The 20,851-nt window shown below is 44.3% G+C and carries 19 protein-coding genes and 1 riboswitch; of the genes, 12 read left to right on the top strand and 7 right to left on the bottom strand.

Annotated features, from left to right (window positions below; translation table 11 throughout):
• Window positions 1–220: 220 nt before the first annotated feature.
• The 6 genes from aqpZ (at window position 221) to H6F77_RS07515 (ending at window position 7,594) form a co-directional block, all read left to right on the top strand.
• The gene (gene aqpZ / locus H6F77_RS07490) at window positions 221–910 is read left to right on the top strand and encodes an aquaporin Z (RefSeq protein WP_190486893.1); all 690 of its coding nucleotides are present in this window, start codon (window positions 221–223) and stop codon (window positions 908–910) included.
• Window positions 911–1,090: 180 nt separating this feature from the next.
• A complete protein-coding gene (gene rnc / locus H6F77_RS07495) occupies window positions 1,091–2,278 on the top strand; it encodes a ribonuclease III (RefSeq protein ID WP_190486895.1) in 1,188 nt (395 codons plus the stop codon).
• 166 nt (window positions 2,279–2,444) lie between these two features.
• Window positions 2,445–3,566, top strand: a complete 1,122-nt coding sequence (locus H6F77_RS07500) for a YihY/virulence factor BrkB family protein (RefSeq protein WP_190486896.1) — start codon at window positions 2,445–2,447, stop codon at window positions 3,564–3,566.
• Window positions 3,567–4,036: 470 nt separating this feature from the next.
• A complete protein-coding gene (gene nirB, locus H6F77_RS07505; RefSeq protein WP_305076073.1) occupies window positions 4,037–6,610 on the top strand; it encodes a nitrite reductase large subunit NirB in 2,574 nt (857 codons plus the stop codon).
• Window positions 6,611–6,716: 106 nt separating this feature from the next.
• Complete coding sequence (nirD, locus tag H6F77_RS07510) at window positions 6,717–7,085, top strand: nitrite reductase small subunit NirD (RefSeq protein WP_190486898.1); 369 nt, start codon at window positions 6,717–6,719, stop codon at window positions 7,083–7,085.
• A 122-nt stretch (window positions 7,086–7,207) separates the two neighbouring features.
• Window positions 7,208–7,594: a hypothetical protein gene (locus tag H6F77_RS07515; protein WP_190486900.1), complete on the top strand. Its 387-nt coding sequence runs from the start codon at window positions 7,208–7,210 to the stop codon at window positions 7,592–7,594.
• Window positions 7,595–7,736: 142 nt separating this feature from the next.
• Here H6F77_RS07515 and H6F77_RS07520 read toward each other — a convergent pair whose 3' ends face one another.
• Together H6F77_RS07520 and H6F77_RS07525 are read right to left on the bottom strand one after the other, a co-directional pair.
• A complete protein-coding gene (locus H6F77_RS07520; RefSeq protein ID WP_199321216.1) occupies window positions 7,737–8,948 on the bottom strand; it encodes a sensor histidine kinase in 1,212 nt (403 codons plus the stop codon).
• A 148-nt stretch (window positions 8,949–9,096) separates the two neighbouring features.
• Entirely contained in the window at window positions 9,097–9,360 is a 264-nt protein-coding gene (locus tag H6F77_RS07525; RefSeq protein WP_190486902.1) for a DUF1830 domain-containing protein, read from the bottom strand.
• 266 nt (window positions 9,361–9,626) lie between these two features.
• A riboswitch (cyclic di-AMP (ydaO/yuaA leader) is annotated at window positions 9,627–9,805 on the top strand.
• A 97-nt stretch (window positions 9,806–9,902) separates the two neighbouring features.
• Here H6F77_RS07525 and ntrB point away from each other — a divergent pair.
• From ntrB to H6F77_RS07545, 4 genes are all read left to right on the top strand, one after another.
• Window positions 9,903–10,754: a nitrate ABC transporter permease gene (gene ntrB, locus H6F77_RS07530; protein ID WP_190486904.1), complete on the top strand. Its 852-nt coding sequence runs from the start codon at window positions 9,903–9,905 to the stop codon at window positions 10,752–10,754.
• Between the two features lie 192 nt (window positions 10,755–10,946).
• The gene (locus H6F77_RS07535; protein WP_190486906.1) at window positions 10,947–12,428 is read left to right on the top strand and encodes an ABC transporter substrate-binding protein; all 1,482 of its coding nucleotides are present in this window, start codon (window positions 10,947–10,949) and stop codon (window positions 12,426–12,428) included.
• Window positions 12,429–12,521: 93 nt separating this feature from the next.
• The gene (locus tag H6F77_RS07540) at window positions 12,522–13,361 is read left to right on the top strand and encodes an ABC transporter ATP-binding protein (protein WP_190486908.1); all 840 of its coding nucleotides are present in this window, start codon (window positions 12,522–12,524) and stop codon (window positions 13,359–13,361) included.
• A 66-nt stretch (window positions 13,362–13,427) separates the two neighbouring features.
• Entirely contained in the window at window positions 13,428–14,126 is a 699-nt protein-coding gene (locus tag H6F77_RS07545; protein ID WP_309228813.1) for an adenine nucleotide alpha hydrolase family protein, read from the top strand.
• 187 nt (window positions 14,127–14,313) lie between these two features.
• Here H6F77_RS07545 and H6F77_RS07550 read toward each other — a convergent pair whose 3' ends face one another.
• From H6F77_RS07550 to H6F77_RS07565, 4 genes are all read right to left on the bottom strand, one after another.
• Window positions 14,314–14,514, bottom strand: coding sequence for a chlorophyll a/b-binding protein (locus H6F77_RS07550; RefSeq protein ID WP_190486910.1), 201 nt, complete (start codon window positions 14,512–14,514; stop codon window positions 14,314–14,316).
• A 44-nt stretch (window positions 14,515–14,558) separates the two neighbouring features.
• Window positions 14,559–14,759 (bottom strand): chlorophyll a/b-binding protein, encoded by a 201-nt coding sequence (locus tag H6F77_RS07555; RefSeq protein ID WP_190486912.1) that lies wholly within the window; start codon window positions 14,757–14,759, stop codon window positions 14,559–14,561.
• A 423-nt stretch (window positions 14,760–15,182) separates the two neighbouring features.
• Entirely contained in the window at window positions 15,183–15,398 is a 216-nt protein-coding gene (locus H6F77_RS07560; protein WP_190486914.1) for a chlorophyll a/b-binding protein, read from the bottom strand.
• A 304-nt stretch (window positions 15,399–15,702) separates the two neighbouring features.
• Window positions 15,703–15,900 (bottom strand): chlorophyll a-b binding domain-containing protein, encoded by a 198-nt coding sequence (locus H6F77_RS07565; RefSeq protein WP_190486916.1) that lies wholly within the window; start codon window positions 15,898–15,900, stop codon window positions 15,703–15,705.
• A 535-nt stretch (window positions 15,901–16,435) separates the two neighbouring features.
• Between H6F77_RS07565 and H6F77_RS07570 the strand changes: the two genes are divergently transcribed.
• Together H6F77_RS07570 and H6F77_RS07575 are read left to right on the top strand one after the other, a co-directional pair.
• The gene (locus H6F77_RS07570) at window positions 16,436–19,579 is read left to right on the top strand and encodes an MFS transporter (protein ID WP_190486918.1); all 3,144 of its coding nucleotides are present in this window, start codon (window positions 16,436–16,438) and stop codon (window positions 19,577–19,579) included.
• 249 nt (window positions 19,580–19,828) lie between these two features.
• Window positions 19,829–20,278 carry a hypothetical protein gene (locus H6F77_RS07575; RefSeq protein WP_190486919.1) on the top strand — a complete coding sequence of 150 codons (450 nt, stop codon included), beginning with the start codon at window positions 19,829–19,831 and terminating at the stop codon, window positions 20,276–20,278.
• A gap of 247 nt (window positions 20,279–20,525) precedes the next feature.
• Here the strand turns inward: H6F77_RS07575 and H6F77_RS07580 are convergent, their stop codons facing one another.
• On the bottom strand, window positions 20,526–20,750 hold the full coding sequence (locus tag H6F77_RS07580) for a DUF4327 family protein (RefSeq protein ID WP_190486920.1): 225 nt from the start codon (window positions 20,748–20,750) through the stop codon (window positions 20,526–20,528).
• Window positions 20,751–20,851 lie beyond the last annotated feature (101 nt).

Here is a 20,851-nt window from a genome sequence, read left to right on the forward strand (position 1 = left end):
TTCTATTTTTTCTATCATTCTGACTCTATAACCGCGTTATAGCTGGTAGCAGGCATGATTACCTACTTTCTACTGTCTATATGTTCCGGAGAGTCTGTCTAGAGTTAGTAAATTCTCTAAATTTATTAACTAAGCTTAATAATTGATTGACATATCATAAGATATTCCTTAGTTTCAATATAAGGAATTCGTAAATATCTAACTCAAGGAGGATGCAAACATGAACAAGAATGCAAAAATACTGCTTGCTGAAACGTTTGGCACTTTTGTGTTGGTTTTAGGTGGATGCGGAAGTGCTGTTTTAGCAGGAAAAAATATTGGCTACCTGGGAGTATCGATTGCCTTTGGTTTGTCGTTATTAGTGATGGCTTATACGATTGGGGGAGTTTCAGGATGCCATATTAATCCAGCTGTCACTGTTGGTTTATTTGTTGCAAAAAAAATGGATAAAGGATTGCTGCCCTTTTATATAATTGGTCAGCTTTCGGGAGCAATAATAGCCGGAGGCGTGTTGTATTTAATAGCATCAGGAACGGCTGATTTTGATATAAGTAAAGGATTTGCAACTAATGGGTATGGAGAACATTCTCCTGGTGGCTACAATCTGATTGCAGCAGCGGTAACGGAAATTGTATTAACATTTTTCTTGTTATTCACAATTATGGGAACTAGCCATCCTAAATTCCCACTCGGATTTGAAGGGATTTCTATAGGTTTGGTGCTGGTATTAATTCATCTTGTGGGTATCCCTGTAACCAATACTTCAGTAAATCCTGCCAGAAGCATTGGAGTTGCAGTTTATCAGGGCGGATGGGCAATAACAGAATTATGGTTGTTTATTGTAGCGCCGATAATTGGTGCGGTTTTAGCTGTTTATGCTTATAACTTAATTAAGCCAGAACATAGTTAAGCAGTGAATTAGGGGTGCGATCGCGCGGTTGATTTAAGGAGAGCCGCGATCGCACCCTCTCACAACAAACAAATAAAAGTATGCAGCCAGTTGTGTAAAATTTATATTTTAATAGAAATTATAACGACGGAAGCCTTTTGAGGAAATGACATACTAGCTTATAGTATCTAAAATTTTAAAATGGCTATTAGCAACCACGAACAAGTTGGGAGAGCTTTAACCTTTTTACGTCAAGGATTGTACCCGTATGTCGAGCGGGAAATGCAGGCCGTTTACGGCGATCGCTGGCTGACAGCCGCCACATCGAGCCTACCCTACGACCGGGGTGAAGAAGTTATGCGTGAGGACGTTTCTGCTTTACTAACAGTCATGTCAAGGCAGTGGGATAGCGTCTTCAAACAAAAACTGAGTTACGTTGAACGCGCTCTAGTGAGTGAAATAATTGAAATCCGCAACAAATGGGCGCACAAACCTACCTTTTCTACAGATGACACCTATCGCGCTCTTGACAGTATTGCCCGGCTCCTCAAGGCTATTTCTGCATTAGAGGCAGATACAGTAGAAAAGCAGAAGCAAGAAGTTATGCGAATCCTGTCTCAAGAGCAAACACGTTATGAAAATCGCCGTATTTCAGCTGAAGAATCTCGCATTAGAGAGAGATTCGATGAACTATTAAAACAACTGCCATTTCAGGATGCTTCTCTCCTACATCGCGCACTTACCCACCGCTCATACCTTTATGAAAACCCCAGAGAAGTAAGCGAGGACAACGAGCGCCTAGAGTTTCTGGGTGATGCTGTTCTGGGTTTTCTAAGCAGCGAGTTTATGTATAGTTTTTACCCGGAAATGAATGAAGCTCAAATGACTCGTCTACGCTCGGAGTTAGTCGATGAGGAACAATTGGCAAGATTTGCTAATGCCCTAGAGCTAGGCAAATGGATGCGACTAGGTAAGGGGACGATGATAGATGGAGGACGTACAAATTCTTTATTGCTTAGTAACACTTTTGAAGCAATTATCGGTGCTTACTTTCTTGATTCGGGCATTGATGCAGCCCGCGATTTGTTGTCACCTTTGTTTACATCGGTAGCTGAAGAAGTGGTTTCTTATCAGTCCGATGTAGACTCTCAGATTCTTGTAGACTCCAAGAATGTGTTTCAGCAGTGGGCGCAGGCGAACACTAGCTCGCTTCTCCCTAAGTACTTCACAATCAAGGAGGAAGGGCCATCTCACGATAAAAAGTTCACTGTTGAAGTGCGTGTGGGTGACACCAAGTATGGAAGCGGTACGGGGAGCAGCAAAAAAGATGCTGAAAAGCGTGCAGCTGAAGATGCGATCGCGAAGCTGAAAAAACGAGGGCTGATGTAAACATGTTAGCCCGCATCCTATGAACCAAAGTGCGAGCGCTAGGAAAATAGTCTTGGTTGCTTACTAATCTATGGCGGCGGTTAGATGAAATGCTGTAGTAACTCGCGTACTAATAAAGACAGAATTAGTTTCAGCGTTGTTCGTCCAGCTTTTTACAATAGCAGCAATGACACAGGCACCTCCCCGCAGAAAACAATCTGTGTCTCTGACACCCAAGGTGATTTTTGGGCTGCTCAAAGAGACATTTAAAGAATGGCAAGAAGATAAGGCGTCGCGGCTGGCGGCAGCGCTGGCATACTACACCACATTCTCGCTGGCACCACTATTAATTATTGCGATCGCGATCGCTAGTCTGGTTTTTGGGCAAGAAGCCGCCCAAGGCACTATTGACGATCAACTTAGAGGTTTAATTGGCTCGGAAGGCGCAACAGCCATCCAAGACATGATTAAAAATTCCCAGAAACCAGCCGAGGGCACAATCGCCACCATCATCAGCTTCGTCCTCCTCTTCTTTGGTGCCTCTGGAGTTTTTGCCGAATTGCAAGATTCGCTCAACACTATCTGGGAAGTAGCACCAAAGCCGGATGCAGGCGTTAAGAACATCCTACGCTCTCGCTTTTTGTCTTTCACAATGGTGTTGGTGATTGGTTTCTTGCTGCTGGTGTCGCTCGTATTGAGTGCGGGTTTGGCAGCATTGGGAAATTATTTTGGCAATCTGGTTCCCAATCTAGCCATACTGTGGCAAACCTTAAACTTCCTCATCTCCTTCGGCGTCATCACCGTCCTGTTTGCGATGATTTACAGAATTTTGCCCGATGCAAAAATCGCCTGGGGTGATGTATGGATTGGTGCTGCTATCACTTCGTTACTATTTAGCATCGGTAAGTGGCTGATTGGGCTGTATCTAGGTAATAGCAGCGTCGGTTCAACTTATGGTGCAGCTGGTTCCTTTGTGGTTCTACTTCTGTGGGTGAATTATTCTGCACAAATTCTGTTTTTTGGGGCTGAATTTACTCAGGTTTATGCCAATAAGTTTGGCTCCCAAATTGTCCCCGATAAGAATGCGGTATTCGTCACCAAAGAGACTAGGGCACAGCAAGGAATACCCCATAAGCAAGATCTCAACGACGCAGTAGCTGAAAGCGATAATGCATCTAACAATATTCAGCAACGGGAAAATAAGCGAAAGTCACCACATCCAGCGGCGGTAGCACTCAGCGCGATCGTCGGCGCTTATCGGGGCGTTACCCAGATGGGGAAAGGTAAAGGAAAAAAGAAAAACAGGTAGCAATGGAACAGGGCAACCAAGATGCCCACTCCACAAGAAAAGATTATTTCTGATTTTCCTTTAACAATACTTGGGACAGTGCAAATTTGGCGGCGGAAAACTTTGAGTTTTCGTTACTGCTGAGAGACTATATTAGGCCCATTCTTTCGCGAAGCTGTGCCTCATATAGCCGTCCTACATGATTCGTGAAGGCGTGATACCCGATTTCCCTAAGAAGTCGGGTATCTGAACCTCTGCCATCTCACAACTCAAATAGTATTGCTGGAGTATTGCTCTAAACCCCGCTTAGTCAAAGCTTCTTGTCCTATAGCCCCACCCTTCCAGGGTAGGGCATTTTTTTTGCGGCTGAGATTTTTAAACACTAAATGCAAAAAATAAATGGGGATCGAGCATACCTTGCATAGCGAAACACTGGTTTGTAATCAAATATACGAAATGCCACTTGAAGATTTTTTGAGCGGTCTTATAGGATGACTAAGACACAAAGCGCTGAGAAATTTATGACCGCCAAAAAGAATCTCGTAGTTATCGGTAACGGCATGGTTGGGCACAAGTTCTTAGAGTTGATGATCGCCAAAGGAGCGACGCAGCAATGGAATTTAGTTACCTTCTGTGAAGAAACCCGCGTAGCTTACGATCGCGTCAACCTCAGCGGCTACTTTTCAGGCAAAACTGCCGCAGATTTATCTTTAGTTGAACCCGGTTTATATCAAGAAAACGGTATTGAGATTCATATCGGTGATAAAGCAGTTGCCATCAACCGGGAAGAAAAAACAGTTACGTCGGCGAATGGAGTAGAAGTTACTTACGACAAGATTGTTCTTGCAACTGGTTCTTATCCTTTTGTGCCTCCTATTACGGGAAAAGATGCGCAAGGCACTTTTGTTTATCGGACAATCGACGATCTAGAGGCAATGTCTGCCTACGCCAAAACTTGTAAAGTTGGGGTAGTTATTGGCGGTGGCTTATTAGGTTTGGAATGCGCTAACGCTCTCAAGAATATGGGTTTGACTACCCATGTTATTGAATTTGCACCGCGACTGATGCCAGTACAAATTGATGATGCTGGCGGTGCCATTCTCCGCAATAAAATAGAAGAACTTGGAGTGTCGGTTCATACCAACAAATCAACGACGGAAATTCTCAACGAAAACGGCAAAGTTGTGAAGATGCTGTTTGCTGACGGTTCCTTTTTGGAAACAGACATGATTGTGTTTTCAGCTGGAATTCGTCCCCGCGATGAGATTGCTAGAAATAGTGGAATAGAAGTAGGCGATCGCGGTGGAATTATTATCAACGATTATTGTCAAACCTCCGATCCAAACATCTACGCTATTGGAGAATGCGCCCTCTACCAAAATCGCATCTACGGCTTAGTAGCACCCGGCTACACAATGGCAGGCGTCGTAGCAGATATCCTGAGCAACAGTGCGAAGAGCAGCTTTACTGGCGCGGATATGTCCACAAAACTAAAACTTTTGGGCGTGGACGTTGCCAGCTTTGGCGATAATTTTGCTAAAACTCCTGGTGCTAAAGAAATTGCGATCGCTGATTCAGTCCAAGGTGTTTACAAAAAGTTGGTTTTGAATCAGGATGGAACTCTTTTATTAGGTGGAATTCTAGTAGGAGATGCATCTGCTTACGGCACGCTGCTGCAATTTATGCAGAATGCGATCGCTCTCCCACCCCATCCCGAAGATTTGCTAATGCCGCCCCGCGAAGGGAAAGCCGCCGCAGTGGGTATGGGAGTAGACAGCCTACCCGATACAGCCCAAATTTGCTCTTGCAATAATGTCAGCAAGGCTCAAATTTGTACAGCTATTCAAGAAGGCAATATTACAGATATTGCTACACTCAAAAAATGTACCAAAGCTGGTACGGGTTGCGGCGGTTGCGTTCCCCTCGTGACAGATATCCTCAAGTCTGAGATGAAGAAAGCGGGGATAGAAGTTAAAAATAATCTCTGCGAACACTTCTCCTATTCTCGTCAAGAACTCTATCATTTGGTGCGTACCCACAACATTAAAACCTTTGATGATTTGATTCACAGACACGGCAAGGGAATGGGTTGCGAAATTTGCAAGCCTGCTGTTGCTTCGATTCTCGCTTCTACTTGGAACGACCATATTTTAGAAACTCCCCATGTTAGTTTGCAGGATACTAATGATTACTACCTGGCAAACATTCAGCGGGATGGTACTTATTCCGTAGTGCCTAGAGTTCCTGGCGGCGAGCTAACACCAGATAAGCTGATTGTATTAGGAGAAGTTGCCAAAGATTTTGGACTTTACACCAAGATTACTGGCGGACAGCGCATCGATTTGTTTGGAGCGCGTGTAGATCAATTACCCCACATTTGGAGGCGATTGATAGATACTGGCTTTGAATCTGGACACGCTTATGGAAAAGCACTCCGCACTGTGAAATCTTGTGTCGGTAGTACGTGGTGTCGCTTTGGCGTGCAGGATTCTACAAGTTTGGCAATCGAGGTAGAATTGCGTTATCGCGGTTTAAGAGCGCCGCACAAACTCAAGTCTGCTGTCTCTGGTTGCACGCGGGAATGTGCCGAAGCTCAAAGCAAAGATTTTGGCATTATCGCAACAGAAAAAGGCTGGAATTTGTATGTGTGCGGTAATGGTGGCATGAAGCCTCAACACGCAGTATTGTTAGCCTCGGATATTGACAAGGAAACGCTGATTAAGTATGTAGATCGGTTCTTGATGTTCTATATCCGCACGGCGAACAGACTTGAAAGAACGGCTACTTGGTTCAACAAATTAGAAGGTGGAATTGATTACCTGAAGCAGGTGATTCTTGAAGATTCCTTGGGAATTTGTGCTGAGTTGGAAGCAGAAATGACGCACTTGATAAACACTTATGAGTGTGAGTGGAAAGCCACGATAGAAGATCCAGAAAAAATTCAGCGTTTCCGCCATTTCGTGAATGATGATTCTCCCGATCCCAGTTTGGTGCATATAGAAGAGCGGGGCCAAAAGCGCCCAGCTTACGAACACGAAAAATCCCCAGTTGGTAGCTTAAATTAACCGGGGCTGGCATAGGGTGGCATTGCTCGCCTAAATAGAGATGGTGGGCAGTGCCCCGGACTACACAAAACGGACTACACAAAAGCAAAATTTAGAGGAAAAGAACATGGTTCAAGCATTAGCGATTCGCGAACGTATTACCAATTGGGTGGATGTGTGTCACCTTTCCGCTATTAAGCCTAATACTGGAGTTTGTGCCTTAGTAGAAAATCAACAGATAGCAATTTTTCGAGTGGGCAAAGATGCTGATTTGTATGCAATTAGCAACTACGATCCTTTTAGCAAGACGTTCGTGCTGTCGAGGGGAATTATAGGCGATCGCAATGGTATTCCCAAAGTGGCATCACCGATTTACAAGCAAAATTTCAACTTAATTACTGGACAATGTTTTGATGATGAAACTGTAAGCGTTCCCACTTATCTGGCTAGAGTGGTTAATGATAGAGTGCAAGTAGCAATTAGCGATCTCTCTTAAAGGAGATTTTTCCGTAGAAGACTCTATTGAGAAACCAGCCTTGGGGAAGACGCTAACTCAGCTGTTAGTTCTTAAAATGCATTTGAAGTTACAACCAAAAGCTAGTAAAAAGATATTCTCCAATGTTTGAAATCAATAGAGTCTTTAAGTTACTGCGCCGCACAATCTTAATGGTACTGCTGGCGGGTCTAATTGGACTAATTGGCTTACCCGCTGCCTCAGTTCAGGCAGACGCTGCGACAGGTATTCCGGCAGACGTTACAAAAGCGAACAAAGAGGGCAACCGTCCTTTTGGCGAACGGGGAGGGGCTAAGATAATTCAGGCAGACAACAACGATATCGACGCTGGTACTAAGGCTACTATTAAGAGTATCCAAGACCAGGCGGAAGATTTGGGTGAGGGCCGCCGAGATATTGGTGAGACTGGCTTGAAGAACATTAAAAAGCTCGGCGAAAATATTCCTGAAACAATTGAACTTAAGGCTCGCCAAGTTTTTGGTGATGACTAATAGGTTTTGAACATCATAGACAACCTATTTGCCGCGAAGCGTTAAAGTTCTAGAAAAATCCATAGCCCGTCACATAAGTGGCGGGCTATTAATTTAAGCTTGTAAAATGAGCTTAAATAATTCAGGCCAATTATATTAAGTACTAAAGCTTTAACATGGCTTCTGATATTTTAACTTCTAGGGGCAAAGTTACAGTGAAAGTGGAGCCAACCCCGACCTCTGAAACTAGCTCGATTTTTCCTTGTAATAGTTTTACCAGGCTTAATACAATAGCCAAACCTAATCCGGTACTTTCTGGCAATAAACTGCCGCTCTTGCCAGCTCGAAAGTAAGCGTCAAATATATGCTTTTGATCTTCTGTAGAAATACCAATACCCGTGTCTGTTACGGCGATCGCCCACTGTTGATCTGATACAACTTCGCAGGTTAATCTGACAACCCCTGCATCTGTGTAGCGAATCGCATTACTTAGAAGGTTGGTTATAATTTGCTGCAATCGCAAGCAGTCGGTGATGATTTGTTCGGGGGCGCGATCGCACTCAACTACAATTTCTAGTTTTTTTGAATGCGCCAACGGCTCTACCATCTCCACAATGTTGTTAACTATAGAGCGTACATCCGTTGCTCTTGGCTGCAATTTCATCTTGCCCGCTTGAGACCTTGAAATTTCTAGCGTATCGTTGATCAGGTGAAGTAACTGCCGCCCGCTATTTAGTACGCGCTCGATATGTCCTAAATTAGGAACGGTGTCGTTTGTCGCAGATTTGTTTCGTTGTAGCCGCAAAAACAAGTCTGAGTAGCCAATAATTGATGTAAGAGGCGTTTTCAGTTCGTGAGCTAGGTGCGAAAGATTATCTTGATTGGCACGAAGTAAGCGAGTTAGTTCCTGATTTGTAAGCTGTAGTTGGCTTTGAAGCTCTTGTAGTTCCCGCAATCGCTCTTCTGTAAAACTTTTGAAACATCGGGCAATCACTTCATCAAGCGCTGTATCAATCAGACGCATGGCTCGAATCACTTCCGATGGTGAGCCTTTGAGTAAATCTTCCTCTAATACCGAGAAGATAGTCCAGCGCACTAAACGGTACTCGCGTGCCATTTCTTCTGCATCGTAGCCTTGTTTTGCCCTGAGAATGCCATGCTCCAAACTTGTCTCCACTAGCGTTTTAATATCGCTGTCCTGTGATTGGGAAAGCATTGTAACGATCGCTTGGAGAACAATGGGAAGACTATTACGCACGCCCTTGTATGTTAAATCTTTGGCAGTTTCAATCTGCTCATCCTGGCGAACTGCCTCCACCCACGTTTCAACAATTATGTCAATTTTATCGCGCAGTACTTGACTAAAATCCATCATGGCTCAGGCACGCATAGCAGTAGCAAAGGCATTCCTAGAATAGATTAACTTAGGATGCGCTAAATTACTTGAGCCTGATGGTATAGAGAGCGATCGCGAGGTTTAAGTGCCAAATTCTCTTGAATTACCGATGCCACAACCTCGATTTTTAATTTACTCGCAGGCCGTCGCAGTTAATTCTATCTGATAAAATCTCCTTGCCCGTCCCGCTCGTATGAATTTCCAGTTGAGCGTTTGGCATTGCTTCAAATAACATACGCTGTCCTGGAAAAACAACACGCTCAAAGTTACAGTCTTTAATATTATTAATTTTAGCAACTTGGATTTTGCTAGTGTAGTTGGTATAAAAGCATAAAAATATTTCGCCTTCTTGAGCTAGTTTTTCAGAACCCACATTATAAGTTGCTTGCATCCTGTTTTCTTCCTTGAATCTTTATTCAGCTTATATTTTTTTGTTTCCTTTCAATTATAAATCTTTCGACTTAAATTTGCTCTATCTAGAGTTCGCATTTATATAAATAAAAATTGTGTTTTTAGATACAAAAAAACTAATAAGTTAATTTTAAGAAAAATTTATAATTTGCTATTAAAAGTTTAATTTGGCCAGCAGATACTAAATAATTATGCAATCGTCAAGCTAGACGGTTTTGAGTAAACGTGTTAAAATTGTGAAAAAATTGAGTAAGTCAGCCTAATCCGATGTTTCACCCGCATATGCGAGGTGAAATTGGAACGGAGGAACCAACTTTTGGGGCGTATCTCTGCTTTTGTATATCTCTACTTAGGGAGGTGAGCAGAGAAGGACATCTCTCAGTCCTAGCCCGTCAGCTAACTTCGTAGGCATTGAGAGAAGACTGATAGAGTCAGCATTTTTATAAATTTCTGAACTCGTCAGTGTTCTCGGCTGGTACTGCTCGGCTTTCTTGTACCTGCTCATAACTCTGAGGATAAATAATGATATTGCAGCTAAACTTGTCTGCGATCGCTGTTGCTGGGCAAATGGCCTGGAAAAAAGCGAAACCCGTAATATTACGGGATGTTGTAATACTTCCTGCCCTTGGGTTTTTGGGGCTGATCCTGCTGTGGTGGATTATAGCCCTGTGGCGAAGCGATTTGATGCCCACCCCAGCTCAAGCTTTAGTCGCAAATTTAGACTTTATACTCAACCCATTTTATCAGCGCGGCCCCGGCGATTTAGGCATTGGGTGGCTATTAATAGCCAGCTTGCGACGGGTATTAATTGGGTTTGGACTTGGTGCTATTGTTGCCATTCCGGTTGGTTTTCTCATCGGGATGTCCAAACCAGCAATGATGGCGCTAAATCCCGTTATTCAAATTCTCAAACCAGTATCGCCCCTGGCTTGGCTGCCCATTGCTTTAGCAATATTCAACTTGGCAGATCCATCGGCGATTTTTGTTATCTTCATCACTTCTTTGTGGCCGACAATTATCAACACTGCCCTTGGGGTTTCTAGCGTTTCCAAAGATTATATAGATGTGGCGAGAGTGCTGGAAATGCCCCGGTGGCGACGAATTACCAAGATTATTTGGCCTGCAAGTTTGCCCTATATTTTCACAGGATTGCGGATAAGTTTGGGTATTGCTTGGCTAGTAATCGTCGCTGTAGAAATGTTAACTGGCGGTGTTGGTATCGGCTTTTTTGTGTGGGATGAATGGAGCCGCTTAAACCTGAGTTCCGTGTTTTTGGCAGTGCTGGTAATTGGTTTAACTGGTCTGCTTCTAGATTATGCAGTGGGTCAACTTGAGGTTTTAGTTACTCGCCGCCGCCCGAAGCCTGTTTCTTAGTTATTAACTCAGAGATTTTAGATTGGCACTTCTATTCAAAATAGAAAAAGTGCTAATTTCTAAAATCTTATTACTTGGATGCGATCGCTACTTCAATCGCAAGTTTTCTTTGGCGTCAATGGTATGGCAAAAGCTTGGCAATAGCTCAACCCAATGCGGTTGAGCAGACTTAAAGCATTAATGGAACAAACTATGAGTGACACCACGAACTGGACGCGGCGAAGTTTTATCACGGGGTTGGGTGCGACGGCGGCGGGAATGGCACTTTCTTCATGTGCAGTAAGCAGCGATTCGCCTGACGGCGATAGCTCCGCTTCACGCTCTGCCAAAGGCCTCACGGAAGAAGCTAGGGCAATTGAACAGGTAGTAAAACCCGGCGATTTAGAAAAATCTGACATTACCGTTGGATACGTTCCCGTTAATGACTGCGCGCCCTTTGCGATCGCATGGAAAAAAGGATTTTTCCGCAAATACGGCCTTAACGTCAAACTCGTCCGCGAAGCTAGCTGGGCAACCTCACGCGACGGATTAATATTCGGTCGCACCGATGCCGCGCCTGTTGTATCCGGAGCCGTAACCAATGCCAGAATCGGAGCCGAAGGCGCACGCCACGCTCCCATGTGTGCCGCTATGGTAATTCACCGTCACGGTAACGCCATGACGATGAACAAAGCCATGTGGGATTTTGGGTTGCGTCCCTGGTACGAGTACCAACAACAGTACGGCGATCGCGCTTTAGAAGAATTTGGCAAACAATTTAAAGCCTACTTTGACAGCCAACCACCAGAACAGAGAGTTTGGGCTGTTGTACTAAGTTCATCCATTTACGAATACTTCGTCCGCTATTTATCCGCCGCCGCCGGAGTCGATCCCATCAAAGAGTTTCGCATCATCATTGTTCCCCCGCCGCAGATGGTTAGTAACGTGCGGATTGGTGCAATGCAAGCCTACATGGTTGCAGAACCTTGGAATACACGAGCAATTTACGAAAAAGCAATTACTGGCGAACAGGGAATCGGTTTTACCTTCGCTCAAGGTAAAGAAGTATGGTTGGGACACCCAGACCGACTTTTGGGAGTTATGGAAGAATTTATTGATAAAAATCCCAAAACTTATCGTTCCCTAGTCAAGGCAATGATTGAAGCCTGCCAGTATTGCAGCAAACCCGAAAACCACCAAGAAGTTGCCACGCTACTTACCGAGCGCTCGTTTACGGGTGCAAAACCTAAAAAAGGCCCAGTGGATAAGTTTACGCGCCCTGCAATTATGGGTGAATACAACTATGGGGGCTTTGATAGCAAAGACCGCACTATAAAAGCCGCTGACGGCACAATTTTCTTCGATATTCCTAACGGCATTCCCAAACAGCCAGGAGAACATTCAACGTTTCTCTGGCGCTCTAGAAGCATTTGGTTGATGACTCAAGCAGCTCGTTGGGGACAAATTAAGGAATTTCCTAAAAATGCCGAAGAACTGGCAAGCAAAGGCTGGCGAACCGATCTCTATCGCAATATTGCCGCCGAAATGGGAATTGAGTGCCCCAAAGATGATTACAAAGTCGAATCCCCTGAAGTCTTTATTGACAAAAAAGGCTTCGATCCCAGCGATCCAGTCGGCTATCTAAAAAGTTTTGAAATCCGCCATAATAGCCCGGTTTCTTTCTTCATGTCTTAACAAGCGGAAGTTGATGATTTGTTTTCTGTTAACAGAAGTCTGCTTGTTAACGCCTTTAAAATTGCCAAAAATGACACTATCTAGGAGCCTTTTATGACTCAATCTACTTCTTACCCCACAGGACAAAATATCATGGTTAACTCCCGCCAGGGATTTTTGGAAATTGAAAATCTTGTAAAGTCGTATCCAAGTGCTGACGGCAGTAAGTTTGTCGTCCTAGACGGTGTTAATCTCAGCATAAACGAAGACGAATTCATCTGCGTAATTGGTCACTCTGGTTGCGGTAAATCAACGCTACTAAAAATAGTCGCTGGTTTAGAACAACAGACTTCCGGCTCGGTGCGACTAGACGGCAAAGAAATTCGCAAACCCGGTGCAGAGCGCATGATGGTGTTCCAGCAATATTCTCTGCTTCCTTGGCTGACAGTGAAGGAAAATATCCGTTTGGCGGTAGATGAAGTGCTAAAGAATGCCACTCGTGCCGAGAAAATCAGCATTGTTAACGAACACTTGGCAATGGTGAATTTAAACGCAGCCGCTGACAAATATCCCGATGAAATTTCTGGGGGAATGAAACAGCGAGTTGGCATTGCAAGAGCATTAGCAATTCGTCCGAAAATGTTACTGATGGATGAACCATTTGGAGCGCTGGATGCGCTGACTAGGGGCAAGTTACAACGGCAAGTGCTGGAAATTTGGGAAAACCATAAGCAAGCGGTTATGATGATTACGCATGATGTGGATGAAGCGCTGTATATGTCAGATAGGATCGTGCTGATGACTAATGGCCCCCACGCAAAAATTGGCGAAATTTTGGAAGTTCCTTTTCCTCATCCGCGCGATCGCCAAGAGTTACGCAACTCTCGCGAGTATTTTGAACTTCGCAACCATGCTCTCAACTTTCTAGATCGCTATTTTTCCCATGACGAGTAATTAATAGCTGTCCTATGTGAGTTATTGAGTAGGTAGCCTAATAATGCAATTAAGGAGGTTAAATCTGTGAATATCAAGTCAATGTTACTGCGCCTTGAAAGCGCAATGGGTCGTCAAGACTTAACGGAACAAATGCTTTTGGTGCCTACTCCTGCATCATCTTCTGAAGAGCGGGAGCAATTTACAAAATCGGTTAACCTAATTGTTGGCTATAACAGATCCCCTAGCAGCCAAACAGCTCTAGATCTTACTCTATGGATTGCCCATCAAACTCGTTTAGTCACAAAGGCGCAAGTCACAGTTCAAGTTGTCTATGTTTTAGATAGCGAACTACCCACTAAAAGTTCAGATATCGTCAACTCAACCCCTCACATACCCTTGGAGTTTGCCGAATCATCTGCATTAAGATCTCCTACCCCTGTTTTAACTCAACCATCACAAATGGCTATGGCAACACCGCCACGAGTAACCTCCATAGAGCCATCTTATTTAAGAGCTACCTTTTACCAAGATAATCACTTAGACCAAGCAAACCGCATATTATCCCAAGCACGCAGTCTCGCTGACGAATGGCGCGGTTCCTTCAAAGCCCATCTCCGCTTTGGTTGCGTTGCTGCGGAACTAAGAAAAGTTGTTGAATCTGAAGCGGCGGCTCTATTGTTTTTGGGCTGTACTTCTGCGAATCATCCACTTGTCCAGAAATTAGGTGCTGATTTCCCCTGCCCGGTTTTGGGAATTCCTTCGGATTGCCACCAAGAAGATTAGCTATTCGCAACAAATTTAATCTGTTTTTTAGTCCCAAATTTCGATAATTTGGGATTTTTTGTTTAGTTTTTTATTATTTATACTGTGCGATCGCGGCTCTTCGCCACCATACCCGCTTATATATACACATGAACTTAAATAGGGCGGGCAATGCCCACCCTATAGCTTAATGATATTACCGACCTAATTAGTAAGAAATCAGGTGCAGGATGTCGCGGACAACGCTATACCCAGCTAAATCCCACAACAAGTAAGCAAGAAAACCGATCATCGCCAAGCGTCCATTCCATAGTTCAGCTTGGGGATTGAAGCCAAACAAAAATGCATTGCGGTCTTTACCGTTGTAAGCGCTAGCTACAGGAGGTAGATCGGTAGTGCGAGTTTCCATTTTGTTTCTCCTAAATGATGTTTTAAAATTACGATGCTGAGCGATTAGTAAGAAATCAGGTGCAGGATGTCGCGGACAACGCTATAACCAGCTAAATCCCAAAGCAAGTAAGCAAGAAAACCGATCATTGCCAAGCGTCCGTTCCATAGTTCAGCTTGGGGGTTGAATCCAAACAGAAAGGCATTGCGGTCTACGCCGTTGTAAGCTTTAGCAACAGCAGGTAAATCAGTAGTGCGAGTTTCCATTGTTTTTGTTCCTAAACTTTGTTAATTAACTTATCTTTATATTATTCAACATGACCTCAAACTGATGTCTGTCTATAGGTACAAAGTTGACGCATTACTAATGGCAGATATCATAACAAGCTAATCTCATTAACAAGAATAAGTGGTGGTTTTATTAAACGAATCGAACCCAAAAACCCTCTGTAACACTAGGGTTTGGTGGTTTAAACACACGTCGTTCGACGGGGTTTGCCCTAGCCGAGGAGTAACTTCCCAACCTATACGTGGGTTAATTTATTAAAAGACAATAAAACCTTTAGTGGGCAATGCCGGGCTACGTTTAATTTAAGTAAAAGTAGCTAAGTTTTAACTTTATTTATATAAAAATAGAGCTGGAGGTTTTAATTAGTAAAACCTCCAGCTCTATTTTATCCAATTCTAATGTTAGCGAACTGTAGTAGTATATGAAACGAGGTGGAGGATATCGCGCACCACGCTATAGCCAGCAAGATCCCAAAGCAAGTAAGCTAGAAAACCTATCATCGCCAAGCGTCCGTTCCACAGTTCAGCTTGAGGATTCCAGCCAAACAAAAAGGCGTTGCGATCTTTACCATTATAAGCGAGAGTTTTAGGAGCTAAATCAGGTGTGCGGGTTTCCATTTTTTTTCCTTTAATTGCGTTGTTTAACTTATCTTTACAATAGCAACAATAACACTTAACGATCTATACCTATAGGTACAAACTGCACGCATTGCTAACGGTAGACAGGAGAAAAGTGCAAATGTAAAATTAATAACATTATTTTTATTTTTGCTATAAAAATGTACTCTTTGCTACAGCTAAAGAATGGCAAACTTGGCAAGAAGTAGCCATTAAGTTGATAGCGTATAAATGAAACAGGCGGCTTTATTAAATAAAGCCGCCTGGGCGATCGCGGAACATAGCTAGGAATTAAGGTTTCAAATTAGCCGATCAAGTGAAGGATGTCCCGAACCACACTATAACCAGCAATATCCCACAGCAAATACGCAACAAAGCCCAGCATTGCCAAGCGTCCGTTCCAAAGTTCAGCTTGAGGATTCCAGCCAAACAGAAAAGTGTTACGGTCTTTGCCGTTATAAGCAAGAGTTTTAGGAGCTAGTTCAGGTGTGCTTGTTTGCATTCTTTACACTCCTTTATAAATCTTTACCCTTTCATCCTAATTTCCTGGATCGGCACTGAGGTCTGTCTAAAGATACAAGATAAATATATTGCTAAGGGCAGAGGAGTTATTAGCTTTGTTAAAAATACATCTATCGATAGAGATATGTATGTAACTTTAAAGCACCTGCTAAGTGGTACGCCCAGCAGGTGCATAACATAAATGTTCAATCAAACTTAGTTATCCTCAAAACAAAAAGGGATAACAGCCAAAGATTATTCTTCCTTTTAGTGGTGAGGCGTTTACTTCCTTGGGTGGATGCTTTAATCAACCGTATTCGGTGATTCTGGGCTATAGAGTGTAGTTTTGCAAAAATTCAGACTTCTACTTAAAAAACCTCTAACTAGCAGCAAGCCACCAGCAATAAGCATAAAAGCGTGAACAATGAAGGATGAAACGTTTAAATTCATCCTTCACAATTTACGCATCGTGCTTTCGGATGAGAGCTGAGGGCTAAAAAATTTGCGCGGACATAAGCTTGGATGAAGGAAATACCATGTTACAAAGTACAGGAATGACTTGGGGGCTGTGCAAAACACTATTCTGGCTCGGTCAGGTTCCCGTGGATAACACAGCAACCACGCCCAAAGAGGCAGCGTTTATATTTGCAGGGCCGCAGTTTTTGATGGCATTGGTTGCTGGGGTGGTTCTGGCGTTTGCAATCCAATTGCTGATAACAAACTTGGGTGTTGCCTACTTATTGGGAAATACCTCAGATTCTAAATCGCATGATGACGATGCAGACAGCTTAGGAACCAGCATTCGCAAAATTGGAACCGCGCTAGGGTTGGCAACATTAATCAGTGTAACGGTTGCCTTATCCATAGCTTGTTTCCTAGCAGTGAAACTGAGCCTAAATAACAGCGATCGCTTCTTGGGAGCTATTATAGGCTTAGTAATTTGGGGGACTTATTTTTCCCTACTCGTCTGGGTGGGTTCGGCAAAAGTCGGTTCCTTAATCGGTTCGGTAGTTAATGCCGCAAGTTCCGGATTGCAAACAATTTTTGGAACAGCAACCGCCGCACTGGGAGCAAAAGCAGTAAACGATCAGGTTGTGGCGACAGCCGAAGCAGCAGCCGTAGCGGTGCGCCGCGAATTGGGGTCAGCGATAGACCCAACAAGCATACGCGAGACGCTAGAAGATTATTTTGATAGGCTGCGACCAGCAGAACTAGACCTCAAATCAATTCGGGGCGAATTTGAAAAATTGCTCAACGATCCCCAATTGAAAGCGATCGCTCCAGAAAATCTCCGCGACATCGACAGATCGAAGTTTGTTGAATTAGTCAGCAGTCGCACCGACCTCTCGAAGCGAGACGTGAAAAGAATCGTCGATCAGCTAGAGAATGTCTGGAAACAGGTTGTAGACCAGCAAGCGCCTCAAGCTAAAAATGGGATGGGCGAATTGTTGGACTATCTCAAATCGGCTTCCCCAGATAAGCTGACGAACGAACTAGGCGGAAAGCTCGATCAGCTGATTGGAGAAATGCGCTCGAATAAACAGCCGGGAGAAAACCAAGATCAACAAACTCCAGGTATGATGGATCGCTTAATCACTACGCTAAGCCCAGTTCTTGGCGTGGTAATGGGCAGAACCGATATATCGGATCTCGATCTCGAAAAAATTCTGGGTCAGCTACAAACAGCTAAAGCCAAAGTAAACGAGGTAAGCGATAAAATAGCAGGCGAGGTTAGCGGTACCCCAGCGCTTCCTTACAGCACCATTCGCGCCGACGTAGATAACTACCTGCTCAACACATACTCGTGGCAGATGAAGCCAGAAGTGCTGGCGCAGGAATTTCGGGATGTTATCTACGATCCGCAAGCAGATCCCAAGAAAGTTCGCCAGCAAATAGAGCAGTTGAAGCGGTCAGATTTTGTAGATTTGCTGCAACAGCGGGGCATATTTACTCAAGCCAAAATCAACGAAATTGCCGATCGGCTAGAAGCCGTCCGCCAAGATGTTTTGGCAACAGTGCGGCAAGCTGAAGAAGAAGAAAAGATATCAACACTCCGCAAGAGTGTAGAAAATTATCTGCGCTACACTCCAGTCGAACAATTGTCGCAAGAAGCAATCGATCGAGATTTCCCAGCGTGGCTGGAAGATCCCGACGCAGACTATGAAACGGTGCGTCGTCGCCTTGCAGTGTTTGACCGCGACACGCTTTTGCAAATGCTGTTAGCTCGGACAGATATAAATGCAGCACAAGCCGAGCCGATAGTAACGAATTTGATAAGCACCCGCGATCGCGTCTTAACAGATGCTCAGTCGCAAGAAGAACAAGCCAAATCTCAAGCAGAGGCGTTGTGGCTCAAGGTAGAGTCTTATCTGCGTAACACTGGTAAGGATGAACTGAATCCAGAAGGCATCAAGCGGGATTTAAGTTTGTTCTTAGACGATCCCCGTATAGGATTGAGTTTAGTGCGTGCCCGTGCGTCTCGCTTTGACCGCGATACCTTAGTGCAATTGCTCTCATCGCGCCAAGACATAAGCCAGGATCAAGCGAATCAGATCGTAGATCAAGTGCAGAGCCGCTGGAATAGCGTTATGCATGCACCGCAAGCAGTAGCAGATAAAGCTAAAGAGTTGACTGGTACGGCTAAAGACCAGTACGACAAAACAACAAATACGATCGCCGAGTACCTCCGCAACACTGGCAAGGACGAACTCAACCCCGAAGGCATCAAGCGCGATTTGCAGAAATTGTTGGACGATCCCAAAGGAGGAGCGCTGGCGCTGCGCGATCGCGTAAGTAATATCGACCGCGATACCCTCGTCAAGCTGCTCAGCCAACGGCAAGATCTCAGCGAGGAGCAAGTCAATCAAATCATCGATCAGGTGCAAGAAAACCTTCGCAGCATCGTCAGAGCGCCCCGCCGCTTAGCTGCTCGTACTCAAGCCAAAGTACAGGATTTTCAATCAACTCTTCAAGAGTACCTGCGGAACACTGGGAAGGACGAACTCAATCCCGAAGGTATCAAGCGCGACTTGCAATTGTTGCTGCACGATCCCCGAACTGGAGTGGAGAGTTTTGCCGACCGCCTATCTAAGGTTGACCGCGAAACAGTAGTCTCGCTCTTGTCGCAACGCCCGGATATTTCTGAAGAAGAAGCGAACCGAATTGTGGATCAAGTCTTGGCGGTGCGCGAGCAATTTGTAGAACAAGTTCGCGATATCCAGCGTCGCATTCAATCGGTTATTGATGGGGTATTTGCCAAAATTCGCAATTACCTCAACTCGCTGGATCGGCCAGAACTTAACTATGACGGCATCAAGCACGATGTTCGCACCTTGTTTGATGACCCGCAAGCTGGTTTTGATGCTCTCAAAGATCGCCTTGGTCACTTTAATCGCGATACCGTAGTAGCGCTCCTCAGTTCCCGCGAGGATATCTCGGAAGCTGACGCCAATCGCATCGTAGACCAGATCGAACGGACGCGCACGAGCGTGCTTCAACGGGCGGAACGCTTGCAGCAAGAAGCGCAACGACGGGTGGAAGATGTTAAACGGCAAGCCCAGCGCCAAGCCGAGGAAACCCGCAAAGCCGCAGCTACAGCAGCATGGTGGTTGTTTGGCACGGCAGCTACCTCAGCAATTGCTAGCGCGATCGCTGGAGCATTAGCAGTCCGGGGCGGTTAAACGCTAGCCGATATCTTTGGATAACCTCACAGCAAGCCTCTCAAATGAGAGGCTTTTTTTTTACAGATATTACAAATAAAAGAACTTTGCTTAAGGCATTTTCAAGGGTTTTGGGCACAACGTTGGGTGTCGATATCCATCAAAAGATATATCAAGCCCATGCTTTATTCTTTCTGTGGGAATACACCCCCTGTCCTTAACAGTTTTAACGTTTAACTATACCTAACAGTAAAGCAAGGAGAAGAATTAATGAATCAACCTGCATCTGTTAACTTGAAAATGTCAAAAATTGCCTTGGGAGCTGCACTAACTCTAGCTTGCCTCAGTTTGGAAACACTGGGGAGCGTTGCCCACGCCGCGCCCGCTAAGTCTATTCCATTAAGTAACCTTGCTGATGGAACATATCTATTTGGCGAAATTCCTCGCCCCAATCAACTTGGTATGGCTTATGTGGTCTTTCAACGTCAAAAGGGCAAAGTTGTGGGAGCTTTTTATTACCCTAGTTCTGGGTTTGACTGCTTTAGTGGCAATGTAAAAAACAATGCGCTAGATGTTAAGTCGGAGAATCCTAACGATTCCCAAGTTGCTAAGGTTAAAGTTAACCTGACTAGCATGTATCCCATCAAACAAGTTAGTTCCAACGATCAACGCATAATTTCTGCGTGCAAAAAATCAACTGCGGCGCTTGCTAACAGATAAGCATCACTCTTGTTAAAATGTTAGGCAAGCTAAGAAGAATATTAACTTGGGATAGGGCTAATATGAGTGAAGCTGATACCTCTGCATACTGACTAGCTAAAGTATGCCTAAATAAACCTTAATTTGATGTTGGGTTCGCTCATATTAACCACAGTGCGATCGCACTTATAATTTTACTAATTATTGGTAATTTTTTGTAAAATTAATTATCCTCGCTTCCGTTTATTGACCTGTTAACCAATTCTAGTTAGTCGTTGTCCCATTCTTCCGAGCCAATCAAATCGCCAATGTAATCCCTGAGCAGAAAGTTGCTATTTTCTAACTCCTGCTCCATATAAATCCATTCGCGAGCAGCAATGTATCTCCACAGGCTAACTATGCGTTGCCGACGGCTAACAACTCCCTTCTCTACAAGCATCCGCACTTCATCTCGAATCACGGCTAGGGAGTATTGATTATTAGATTGAATCATATTCACCTTCTTTGAAATAGGGTGTTTCATGACATAATTAGTGATGTAAAAGCGGGCATTTGCTGTCTTAGCCAAACGCCCGCCCTTCGTGCTAGTAAAAA

The organism is Microcoleus sp. FACHB-831, from assembly GCF_014695585.1.
Taxonomy (GTDB): Bacteria; Cyanobacteriota; Cyanobacteriia; order Cyanobacteriales; family FACHB-T130; genus FACHB-831.